General features: G+C 62.6%; 8 protein-coding genes and 2 pseudogenes. 2 read left to right on the top strand and 8 right to left on the bottom strand.

The features are described 5' to 3' along the window. Window positions 1–587 precede the first annotated feature (587 nt). The 7 genes from ACX3OW_RS21335 to ACX3OW_RS21305 form a co-directional block, all read right to left on the bottom strand. The gene (locus ACX3OW_RS21335) at window positions 588–1,436 is read right to left on the bottom strand and encodes a sugar phosphate isomerase/epimerase family protein (RefSeq protein ID WP_459097798.1); all 849 of its coding nucleotides are present in this window, start codon (window positions 1,434–1,436) and stop codon (window positions 588–590) included. Between the two features lie 34 nt (window positions 1,437–1,470). After that, complete coding sequence (locus ACX3OW_RS21330) at window positions 1,471–3,087, bottom strand: FGGY-family carbohydrate kinase (protein ID WP_459097797.1); 1,617 nt, start codon at window positions 3,085–3,087, stop codon at window positions 1,471–1,473. Then, window positions 3,084–3,812 (bottom strand): SDR family oxidoreductase, encoded by a 729-nt coding sequence (locus ACX3OW_RS21325; RefSeq protein ID WP_459097796.1) that lies wholly within the window; start codon window positions 3,810–3,812, stop codon window positions 3,084–3,086. Before ACX3OW_RS21325 ends, ACX3OW_RS21330 begins: the two co-directional genes overlap by 4 nt. Before the next feature lie 26 nt (window positions 3,813–3,838). Continuing rightward, a complete protein-coding gene (locus tag ACX3OW_RS21320) occupies window positions 3,839–5,092 on the bottom strand; it encodes a sugar ABC transporter permease (protein WP_459097795.1) in 1,254 nt (417 codons plus the stop codon). Next, window positions 5,089–5,910 (bottom strand): ATP-binding cassette domain-containing protein, encoded by an 822-nt coding sequence (locus ACX3OW_RS21315; RefSeq protein ID WP_459097794.1) that lies wholly within the window; start codon window positions 5,908–5,910, stop codon window positions 5,089–5,091. Before ACX3OW_RS21315 ends, ACX3OW_RS21320 begins: the two co-directional genes overlap by 4 nt. A gap of 72 nt (window positions 5,911–5,982) precedes the next feature. Beyond that, entirely contained in the window at window positions 5,983–6,984 is a 1,002-nt protein-coding gene (locus tag ACX3OW_RS21310) for an ABC transporter substrate-binding protein (protein ID WP_459097804.1), read from the bottom strand. Between the two features lie 164 nt (window positions 6,985–7,148). Continuing rightward, on the bottom strand, window positions 7,149–8,195 hold the full coding sequence (locus ACX3OW_RS21305; RefSeq protein ID WP_459097803.1) for a LacI family DNA-binding transcriptional regulator: 1,047 nt from the start codon (window positions 8,193–8,195) through the stop codon (window positions 7,149–7,151). 291 nt (window positions 8,196–8,486) lie between these two features. Between ACX3OW_RS21305 and ACX3OW_RS21300 the strand changes: the two are divergent. Beyond that, window positions 8,487–8,654, top strand: a pseudogene (locus ACX3OW_RS21300) (zinc-binding dehydrogenase); the annotation flags it as partial. Between the two features lie 178 nt (window positions 8,655–8,832). After that, window positions 8,833–10,228, top strand: a pseudogene (locus ACX3OW_RS21295) (IS701 family transposase). A 155-nt stretch (window positions 10,229–10,383) separates the two neighbouring features. Here the strand turns inward: ACX3OW_RS21295 and ACX3OW_RS21290 are convergent. Next, complete coding sequence (locus ACX3OW_RS21290) at window positions 10,384–10,572, bottom strand: transposase (RefSeq protein ID WP_459097802.1); 189 nt, start codon at window positions 10,570–10,572, stop codon at window positions 10,384–10,386. Window positions 10,573–10,824 lie beyond the last annotated feature (252 nt).

The raw sequence follows: 10,824 nt of genomic DNA, 5'->3' as shown, positions 1-10,824 counted from the left end.
ACTTGTTCGTCGCCAGCGTCGTGGCCTAAATCGGCTTCGAGCATGATCCCTCCCATCCCAACCATCACAAATCAGCAAATGTCTGATCGGAGACTGACGGGTGAGCCAGCCTCATAGCAGGTTTCTGCCGCCAAAGACGATAATTAGCGCCGCGCAACCTACGGCTACGACATTCTCATCGGCACTTGCAACGCCGCAAGATCGCCGAATAACTTCAACTCCAAGACGAGACCGACATTCCGCTAGTCGGCGGCCCAATCTGAGCCAAATGTTCTTAGGCGGACAATATTCACCGTCATCGACGTTTGCGTGGCGTGGGCTGCTTCGAGCGTAGTGTTTCAGTCGTAGTGATCGGTGGGGCGGCGAGATGAACTTTAGGTCCTTGACTTCGAAAGATCCCGGGGCTGTAGGCTACTCCCTGAGTCGGGCGGCAACAAGTCTATGATTTTGCCAGAAAATTCATCAGGTTGGAATGCAATTGGTGCCAATGAAGACCCCGCTTCTAGCCTAAATTACACTGTTGAATCCATGTGGGACGTTCTGCCGGTGAGGGAGCAAACCTTCGGTGTTGGTTCACACTGGCGCCTTCAGAGCAACCGGTATTGCTTGGCCTTGTTGCGCAGGAATGGAAGCCCCTTGTCCATCACTTCCTCGAAGCTGTCGGCAACGGGACGCCAGACGGCAAGTCCGTAAGCCAGTTCGGGCGGCATGTTGATGAAGCTCTCCATCGCGATGCCGCCCTTGAATCCGATGGCGGCAAGCGTCGCGTAGATCTCGTCCCAGTCGCAGGTTCCCTCGCCGGGGGTGCCGCGGTCGGATTCGGACATGTGGATATAGCGCAGTAGATCGCCCGCATCGATGATGCCGTTGCCAACGCCCTTTTCTTCGATATTCATGTGATAGGTGTCGAGGTGGATGAAGATATTGTCCTCTCCTACCTTTTCGATCATCCACCTGGCCTGGGCGGCGGTATTGATCAAATGGTTCTCATAACGGTTCACCGGTTCGATGCCGAAGGCAATGCCCACTTGGCGAGCATGTCTGGCGGCCGCTGACAGTGCGCGGGCGACATTGTCGTATTCCCGGGCCGTTGGCGGCAAGCCCGACCGCTGCCCGATCCCGCCATAGGTCACCCCCGACAGCGCCTCGGCGCCGAGGCTAGCGGCCACGTCCATGGCCCGCTTGAGGTGGGCAATACCGGCCTCGGGGTCGATAGACGGCCAGACACTTTCCGGTAGGCCCAGTGAGCAGACCGCGCGCAGGCCATGGGCCTCAAGCAGCGACCGCGTATGCGGGGCGTCCACGATGTCCGGGTTGAGCAGCGCTATCTCGATGAAGTCCATCTTGTAGGCGGCGGCGGCCGGAATGGTCCGTTCTGCCCCCGCGCGGTCCCAGTTCATGGTCCACATGCTGGTGTGAACGCCAAAACCTTGCATTGCTCGTCCCTTTCGTAATTCGGAGGGCCCGGCCTCAGCTAATCTGTCGAGCCGCGGCCTGCAGTATCTCAAAGGCGCGATAACGCTGCCTGTGCAACGCGGCGCCCTGCGCGTCGGCGGGCCTAAACAGCGTGGCTGGGCCGGACATGGCCTGCATGGCCTCGCGCACACTGCCATGGCGCTTTGCTGCAACGGTGGCCAGCATCGCTGAGCCGAGCAGCACCGGTTCTGGTGTTGCCGGAACCGCGACCGCCACGCCCGTCGCATCGGCCAGAAGCTGGCAGACCAGCGCGCTGCGCGCCGCGCCGCCGCTGGCCACGATGGTCGATATCGCTATCCCATCGGTCGCGAACCTGTCGAGCAGTTGCCTCAGGCCGTAACCGATCCCCGCAAGCCCCGCTACATAGAGCCCGACAAGGCTCGCAACGTCGCGCTCAAGGCCGAGGCCCGCGATAACGGCCCTGGCATCCGGATCGGCAAAGGGCGAACGATTGCCCAGGAATTCCGGCACCACATGAATATTACCAGCAAGTTCAACAGCGCGCGCGAGGGATGGTGCCATCCGTGAAGCTTCCCGGTCGAGCCATTCCACCGGCGAGATATCCTCTGTCGCAGCAAGAGCGGCCACCTCGGGCGCCGCCGGATGCAGGGTCACGAGATGGTCAATAGCCGCACCCGCTGCCGATTGGCCACCCTCGTTCAGCCACAGGCCGGGCACCATCGCCGAGAAATAGGGCCCCCACACGCCGGGCACGAAGACGGGACGGGCAGCCGAGGCCATCGAGCAGGCCGACGTGCCGAACACATAGGCCAGCCGGTCGCCAATATCGGTCGACTGTCCTTCGACATGTGTGCCCAGCGTGCCGACTCCGCCGGCATGGGCATCGATCAGGGCCGCCGCGACCGGGGTGCCTTGGGCAAGGCCCAGATCCGCTGCCGCCTGAGCGGTAAGGCCGCTGCCCAGTGCCGCGCCCGGCTCCACTATGTCCGTGCCGATACGGGCAAACCCTTCATCGACCAGTTCACCCAGGCCGATAGCCCGGAAATAGGCTGGGTCCCAGCGTTGCTCGTGGGCGAGATAAGTCCATTTGCACGTCACGGTGCAGATCGAGCGCGCGGGGGAGCCGGAGGCACGCCAGGTCAGATAGTCGGCGAGATCGAAGAAATGATCGGTGGCGCCGAAGGCGTCCGGCAGGTTTCGTTTCAGCCACAACAGCTTGGGCGTTTCCATCTCCGGAGAGATGCGCCCGCCGACATAGCGCAGCACCTCGTAGTCGCCTGCGTTGATCTCCTCGGCCGCGCCGACCGCGCGGTGGTCCATCCAGACCATGATATTGCGCGCGGGATCGGCTGAAGGGCTCAACGACACGGGCGCGCCGCTCGCCTTGACGGCAACGAGCGAGCAGGTGGCATCAAAGCCGATCCCCGCAATGTCCTCGGGCATCAGATACGAATGCTTCAGCGCCTCGCGCACGCTCTCGGCTACCGCCTGCCAGACTTGGTCGCCCGATTGTTCGACGATATCTCCGGCCTCATGCCAGATAGTAATCGGACGTCGGGCAGACGCCAGCAGCCGGCCCCCGAGATCGAAGACCCCAGCCCGCGCGCTGCCCGTGCCGACATCGACGCCGATAACCCCAACCCGACTCATAGATCCAGGCTGACTGGCAGGATGGTGAGATCGCGGATGACAATGTTGCGCGGCCGCGTCAGCATGAACAGCACTGCTTCGGCGACCTCCTTGGGCTGCATCAGGCTACCGTTCGCCAGCGCCTCGTCCATCTTTGCCTGCGGCCAATCGTCGAGCAGGGCCGTCACCACGGGACCGGGCAGAACAGCACCGACGCGGATGCCATGCTTGGAGACCTGCCGCCGGACGGTGTGGACAAAGGCCTGCACTGCATGCTTGGAGGCGGTGTAGATCGGCTCCCAGACCACCGGAATGACACCTGCCACCGAACTGGTGACGATAATGTCGCCGGTGCGCCTTTCCACCATATGCGGTAGCACCGCGTGGATGGTCCGGAATACGGCATTGATGTTGAGGTTCAGCATCCTGTCCCAGGCGTCCGGATCACCGTCGATGACCTCGCCGCCGACATACGAACCGGCATTGGCATGGAAGATGTCGAGGCCGCCGGCCTTCTCTTGGATTTGCGGCATCATGGTCGCAACGCTTGCCGGATCCAGCAGGTCGATCACAACCGGAATGGCGCGCGAGCCCAGTTCGGTGCAGAGCTGGTTCAGCTTGTCTTCGGCCCGGTCAACGAGAACGACTGTTGCTCCGGCATTCAGCATGGCCCGGGCGCATTCAAGGCCAATGCCTGACGCCGCCCCGGTCACCGCGGCGACCTTGCCGCCCAGTATATCACTCATCTTCAGCTTTACTCCGACTGTTGGTTTTAGGCGCGCCCATGAGACGCGCGCGACTGCCGCGCCAGCGAATCGACGATAACCGCCAGTGCCAATACCGCCCCGGTGATCATGTACCGTAACGAGGAGCTGAGATTGAGCAGGGTCAGGCCGTTGGCGATGGCCTGGATGACAATGATGCCGAGTAGGGCCGAATAGGCGCTGCCGCGGCCCCCGAACAGGCTGGTGCCGCCGATGACCGCCGCGGCAATGGCATTGAGGTTGACGTCGCCGGTGCCGGCCTGCTGGCTGGACGAGGCGAGGCGAGACGCCGCAAGTACCCCGCCCAGCGCCGCGAAGGTCGAGCACAAGATGAAAGCGCTGGTATAGATCCGACGCACATTGATACCGGCGCGACGGGCCGCTTCCTTGTTGCCACCGACCGCGCGCATCGAGCGCCCCCACTTGGTTCGGGTGAAGGCATAGTCCATCACCACCACCAGGGCGACGAAGAGGCCGAACATCCACGGCACGCCACGCCCCAGATTGAGATAATAAACGGCGGCTTCAATGACGACAGTCAGCGCGATCGCCTTGAAAACGACGCCGCTTGCACCGCCGGTGCTGAGGTTCGCGGCACGCCGGCGCCGGATTGCAGCGAATCCGATGCCGATGGTGAACAGGCCGGGAAGCAGCCCCAACACATAGGATAGCCATGCCGGCATCATCAAAATCTGACCGAACATCACCAGGGAGGATTTGAACGGCAGGTTGATCGAACCGGCATTGCCCAGGATGTAGAGTTGCAGGCCAAGCAATGCGAGCAGTCCTGCCAGTGTCGCGACGAAGCTGGGCATCCCCAAATGGTTGTAGAGCAGTGCATAGAGCCAACCCATCAGCACGCCCGCGAGCAGTGCAACACCGATCGCCACTTCCACCGGCCAACCCTGACTGACCCACAGCGACCCAAACAACGCCGAGGCCAGGCCGCTCATCGAGCCCACTGAGAGATCGATCTCGCCCAGCATCAGAACGCAAACAACGCCGAGTGAAATAATGCCAACCGTGGCGCAGTCGAACAGCAGGTTCACCAAGTTATTGGGCGCGAGGAATACCGGATTAAGGGCCGTGAACACGACCGAAATGACCACAAGCCCAACGGCTACCGGAAGCATGCCCAAATCGCCGGACCGCACGCGCGCGAAGAAGCTGCGAATGGCGCCGCCGATGCCCTTGTCGTGTCGTACCCGCGTGTCGCCGCGATCGAGCGCCGGTCGCGGGGTATTCACCCGATCCTGGCTCATAGCGGTGTCTCCTGTGCCATGGTAGGTACTGCGCGCTTGTTTCGCATGCGCCGCGAGACTGAGTTTTCGGTGGCGCCGGTGATGGCGGCAACCAATTCCTGATTGGAGGCGTCGGGTGTAAACACACCACTGTTGCGCCCGAGCCGAAGCACCACGATGCGATCGGCCACGGCCAGCACGTCTTCCATATTATGGCTAATCATGATCACACCCAGCCCGCGGTCACGCACCCGCTCGATTAGGTTCAGCACCTCTGCGGTCTGGGCAACGCCGAGCGCTGCGGTGGGCTCGTCGAGCATGATCAACTTGGGCTCAAGCAGGAGCGAGCGGGCGATGGCCACGGTCTGACGCTGGCCGCCCGAGAGCGAGGCAACCGGCTCGCGCACCGATGGGATGCGGGCCGAAAGTTCATTGAGCAGCGTCCAGGCGCGCACCTCCATGGCCACCTCATCGAGGCGCCACGGGTCTTTCTCGCGGCCGAGGAAAATATTGGCGACGACATCGAGGTTCTCGCACAGCGCCAGATCCTGGAACACAGTGGCGATGCCGAGGTCGAGGGCCGATGCGGGGTCGCTCAGCGCGACCTCGCGCCTACCGAACTGGATCGTGCCGGCACTCTGCTGGTGCACGCCGGCCAGTATCTTGACCAGCGTCGACTTGCCGGCGCCGTTGTCGCCGACCAGCGCCACGACCTCGCCAGCATGGACGTCCAATTCGATGTCTGTCAGCGCCGAGACGGCGCCAAAATTCTTCGATATCCCGCGCAGACTGAGCACGGGGGCACCCCGGGCTGGGGCGGTGTCTGAGATCTGGGACATGTTGGTCGACCTTTCAGGTGCTTACCCCTAGCCGCCCGGCATGAAGACCGGGCGGGCACGTTGCGGCAGGCCTTACTGAATGATGCCGAGTTCGCGGCAACCATCCACATACTCGCCGGTGCAAACATCGTCGGCGCTGGCGATCTTTGAGTCAAAGATCTCCGCCTTAATGTTCTCGCGCGTCACCACAACCGGGACGAAGAGTTCGGAGGGCGTCTCGTAGAGGGTGGTTTTGGCCTCGGGGGTCTCTCCGTTGAGCAGCTTGAACGCCACATTGGCCGCAGCCGCAGCAACGATCTCTGATGGCTTGGAGATGGTATTGTACTGGTCGCCAGAAATGATGAGCTGCAGCGCCGCGGTGACGGCGTCGTTGCCCGTGACCGGTGGTACTGGGTCCACGCCCGCCGCCTTGAAGGCCGCAATGGCGCCGCCGGCGGTCCCGTCATTGGCCGCCGCCACGCCCACGATCTGGTCGCCAAAGCGGGTGACCTGACCGGCTGCCCACTGCTGGGCTTCGGAGGGCAGCCAGTCCGGCGTGTCGAATTCCGCCAGAGTGACGTACCCGGACGCATCAAGCGCCGAGTCGATGCCATCCCGGATGAGGCCGGCAGCCGCGTCGGTGGGCGAGCCATTGATCTGGATCACGCCCGAGCCCTCGGGAACACCTTTGGCCTTGAGGTGGTCAACGAGCGACTGTGCGATCGCACGGCCAATACCCTCATTGTCGAACGAGACATAATAGTCAGCGGGCATGTCCGGGATCGGCCGATCATAGGCGATGACCTTCACACCTTGGGCATGCGCCTGCTGAACCAGCGAGGCAGCAGCCGAGGAGTCGACCGGGTCAAGCACGATCACGGCGGCACCCTGCGTCATGGCCGAGTTGAACTGCTGCTGCTGCAGCGCGACATCGGCCGTGGCATTCTGATAGATCAGCGTGCAACTCGCGCACAGCTTCTCCATTTCGGCCTTGAACCCCGGCCAGTCATGCTCCTCATAACGGGTCGAGCCCTGGTCGGGCATGAGGAATGCCACTGTGGCACCCTCTGCCTGCGCGAATGCAGGCGTTGCCATCAGGGTGCCGACAAGAGCGGTCGCCAGGGCGGTTCCGATCAAACTTCTAGTCATGTAGTCCTCCCATTGTGATTAAGTCTGCCTCTATGCTCCTGCCGGTTGCTCCAGCGGGATTTTTGCGTGGAGTGGCCGGGGTGCGGCTCGCCACATTTTTGCCTGCGCGCTCAACGCCTCCCTGCGAGCGGAACGATTTCAGCCAGCGGCCTGGCGGCCGCGGCCCGGTTGCTCGCGTCTGGGGGAAATGCTGTTGATTCCCGCACGATGAGTTCCACCGGTAATCGCCGATGGACGACATCGCCGCCGGCGCCCTTGATCCTCTCATGTAATTGGGTCCACGCCAGACGACCGATTTCTCCGACCGGCTGACGGATTGCGGTAATGGAGGGCCGCGCCACCGGCATCCAGGGATAGTCGTCGAAGCCAACCAACGAAATCTCCTCTGGAACCGAGCGGCCGGCCCGGTTCAACGCGGCGAGGACCTGTAGCGTCGTGGTGTTCATCAAGGCGATTATGGCCGTGCCATCGACCAGCCGCGCATCGACTCCGGCAGGCAGGGCTTCAAGCACGCTGCCCAACCCGGTTTCAACGATCACCGGCTCCGCGCCAATTTCGGCCAGCACCTGGGTGATGCCCTGGATGCGCTCCCGCAAATTGCGCACCTGAAGGGATGGCGCGCAGACGACGACCCGGCTATGGCCCAGTTCGAGCAGATGGCGCGCGGCGGCCACACCGGCGGCCACATTGTCGATCTCGACAAAATCGCAAGGTGCCCCATCCGGCGACCGATCGGCAAAGACTAGCGGTACGTGGGCGTCTTCGATCTGCTTGCGGATGGCGAGCTCGCCCGAACAGGGGATTACAATGAAGCCGGCTGGCTTCCATTGCAGGAGAGCACTGATCCGGGCCGCCTCGATCTCTGGCTGATTGTCCGAACTGGCGACGATCAATTCGTAACCATCCCTTTGGCATTGCGCTTCGACCGCCGCCAGGATGGTGGGAAAGAACGGGTTTTCAAGGGAGGGCACCACCGCGCACACGATCCGCGACCGCCCGGTGCGGAGATAGGAAGCCGCCGGATTAATCCGGTAGTTCAGCTCGTCGACCGCCTTCATCACCCGCTCACGAGACGCCGGTCGGACGGGCTTGTCGCCGGACAGGACGTTCGAAACCGTAGCGGCGGACACATCCGCACGTCTGGCGACATCCTTGATGGTGATGGCCCGTTTGATTTTTCACTCTCCCAACCCGGTCTCGTTGATCGAGACACAAAACGATTTACGTAAATCGTTTCACCGATCAAATTGCCTGTCAAGGGCCATAACGGGCCGACGGGCTTTGGTGTAACCATCAAGGCCGATGCGCAAACTTGATATCCATCACTCAAGGCATTACGCCTGAAAATCGGTGAAGAACCGGGCCTTTTAAAAGGTGTTCGATTTAAGCGGCGACCGGAACGACTGGTTAGAGCGCTGGTGTGAGCGCGGCATCGCCGTGCAACAGGCCTCCACACTGCCGATACCCAGCGCAAGCTGGGGCAGTTGGCCATGGACGCCGCTGCGGGCCGACTGTGGATCATTGTCGAACAGACCTATCCGCTGGCAACAGCGATCACCGCGCTGGAGAAAACCGAAACCGGCCACGCGCGCGGAAAATCGGTCCTGACCTTGTGAGAGCGATCCGCCAGCCTGCACGACCATTCCCCGGAGACCGCGGTCTTGACCATGGCGTTCGAGTTTACCTCGGGCGGCTGGGGTCACCCGAACCCATTGCAGCTAAGAACGTGGGGGATTCGCGGTTGGCGAAGATGAGCTAGCTGTAGCGATTCATTGTCACCCGGAGGGAACTGGCATGAATGGCCTGAGCACGGCGAGTGAAGTAGCGTTTGCGGAATATGTCCAGGGTCTTGTTGATGTGATCGGCCATGCTGACCGCGCCGAGCCCCTGAACGATTATTGTCTGGGGCTGATGATGCCGTTGGAGCGCAAGAGCGTCGAGCCTTTGGCGGCGGTGACGGCTCCGTCGCGGGTGTCGGCCAAGCATCAATCGCTGCTGCACTTTGTCGGACAGGCGCCTTGGTCGGATGCAGCGTTGTTGGGGAAAGTTTATGATCTCGTTCTGCCGAGCGTCGAGCGGCATGGTGCTGTCGAAGCATGGATTGTCGATGATACCGGCTTCCCGAAGAAAGGCCGACATTCTGTTGGTGTCACGCGCCAATATTGTGGCCAGCTGGGCAAGCAGGACAACTGCCAGGTTGCGGTCAGTCTCTCCATAGCCACTGCCAGCGCGAGCTTGCCGATCGCCTATCGACTTTATCTTCCTGAAAGCTGGGCCAGCGATCCCGAGCGTCGGGCGAAGGCCAGGGTGCCCGACGCGATCGGCTGCCAGACCAAGCCGCAGATCGCCCTCGACCAGATACGTGCCGCCCATAGCGCGGGCGTGACGCCGGGTGTCGTGCATCGCCGATGCTGGCTACGGTGTCAACGGCGCATTCCGCGCCGGCGTGTCCGAGCCTGGCCTCCCCTATGTCGTGGGCGTGCAGCCCCTACTCAGCGTCTGGCGCCCTGGCGAGGGGCCATTGCCACCGACTTCAAAGGGCGACCGCGGCGCACCGGCATCGAGACTGCGCCGCAACCGCGATCATCTGCCCCTGTCGGCAAAACAGCTCGCGCTGCAGATGCCCGACGAGGCCTGGCGAATAGTGGCCTGGCGCGAAGGCGCCAATGTCGAACTCCGGTCGCGCTTTGCAGCGGTGGCGGCCGGCAGCATGCTGGTGGTGACCAACGATGTGGTGCAGGCGACCAACGACAAGCAGCAGCTCGTGCCGACCCTGGACCAGCTTGCCGCGCTTCCCGCGGCGCTGGGCACAGCCGAGACCTTGCTGCCCGACAGCGGCTATTTCAGCCAGGCCAATGTCGAAGCCTGCGCCAGGGCCGGGATCACGCCGCTGATCGCCCGGGGTCGGGAGCGGCACTATCGATCCTGGAAGGACCGCTTCGCCGCCGCGCCGCCGGCACCGGAGCGCCCGACCCCGCTGGAGGCGATGCAGTATCGGTTGGCGACGCCGGAAGGTCGCCAACTCTATGCGCTGCGCAAGCAGACGCCCGAACCGGTGTTCGGCATCATCAAATCGGTCATGGGGTTTCGACAATTCCAGCTGCGCGGCCTTGAACAGGTGAAAGGCGAGTGGAGCCTGGTAACGATGGCCTGGAACCTGAAGCGGATGTTCGCCCTCAGCCAGGTCTGAGGGTTCGGCACCCGCCGGATTTCGCTCGATCCCCGCCTGGAAGGCCATAGCAGCGCCAATTGCAGCGTCGAAAACCCGAACTCCTGCAATTTGCGCCGCCGCATCCCGGCTCATCCCTGTTCATCCAATATCGGACCATCGTGTCCGACAGGCTGCTAGAACTGCGGTGTGCCGAAGGATGGAGCGCACCAGCCATGTGTCTGCCGTAGCGGCAGCCCGATTACGAGCTGCAGGGTCAGGCAAAGCTCGATCGCCATATCCGAATACGTTGCCCGACCGCCGCGCGTCAGGCGACGTAGCGCCGACCATAAATCGGCCACGCCGTCATCAAGCCAGATCGTCAGATCCCCACGACGGCGAAGGACTTCGTTATATTCCGTTCAGTTCGTCACCCGCCGCCGCTGCTTTAGAAACACAATGACGGTGGGAGCCATTGAACTTGTGCGGCATTAAGGCAATCCAGTCCGGCAGCTACAACCCTAATACCCGGCAACGCTAAATCTGCAACGGCCGCGGATTACCTACCTCGTCACGAGCGGCGATACGGAACTCCGCCGTGCTGGAAACAAGAGACACAACCCTGGGACGCGTCGCGC

The organism is Devosia sp. A449 (genome assembly GCF_054489375.1).
This window is presented reverse-complemented; position numbering and strand designations above follow the sequence as displayed.

What these genes read in the sequence shown, in the direction of transcription:
- ACX3OW_RS21320 (WP_459097795.1), bottom strand. Translation starts at nt 5,092, where the DNA reads ATGAGCCAGGATCGGGTGAATACCCCGCGACCGGCGCTCGATCGCGGC.
- ACX3OW_RS21330 (WP_459097797.1), bottom strand. Translation starts at nt 3,087, where the DNA reads ATGAGTCGGGTTGGGGTTATCGGCGTCGATGTCGGCACGGGCAGCGCG.
- ACX3OW_RS21310 (WP_459097804.1), bottom strand. Translation starts at nt 6,984, where the DNA reads ATGGCAACGCCTGCATTCGCGCAGGCAGAGGGTGCCACAGTGGCATTC.
- ACX3OW_RS21335 (WP_459097798.1), bottom strand. Translation starts at nt 1,436, where the DNA reads ATGCAAGGTTTTGGCGTTCACACCAGCATGTGGACCATGAACTGGGAC.
- ACX3OW_RS21325 (WP_459097796.1), bottom strand. Translation starts at nt 3,812, where the DNA reads ATGAGTGATATACTGGGCGGCAAGGTCGCCGCGGTGACCGGGGCGGCG.
- ACX3OW_RS21315 (WP_459097794.1), bottom strand. Translation starts at nt 5,910, where the DNA reads ATGTCCCAGATCTCAGACACCGCCCCAGCCCGGGGTGCCCCCGTGCTC.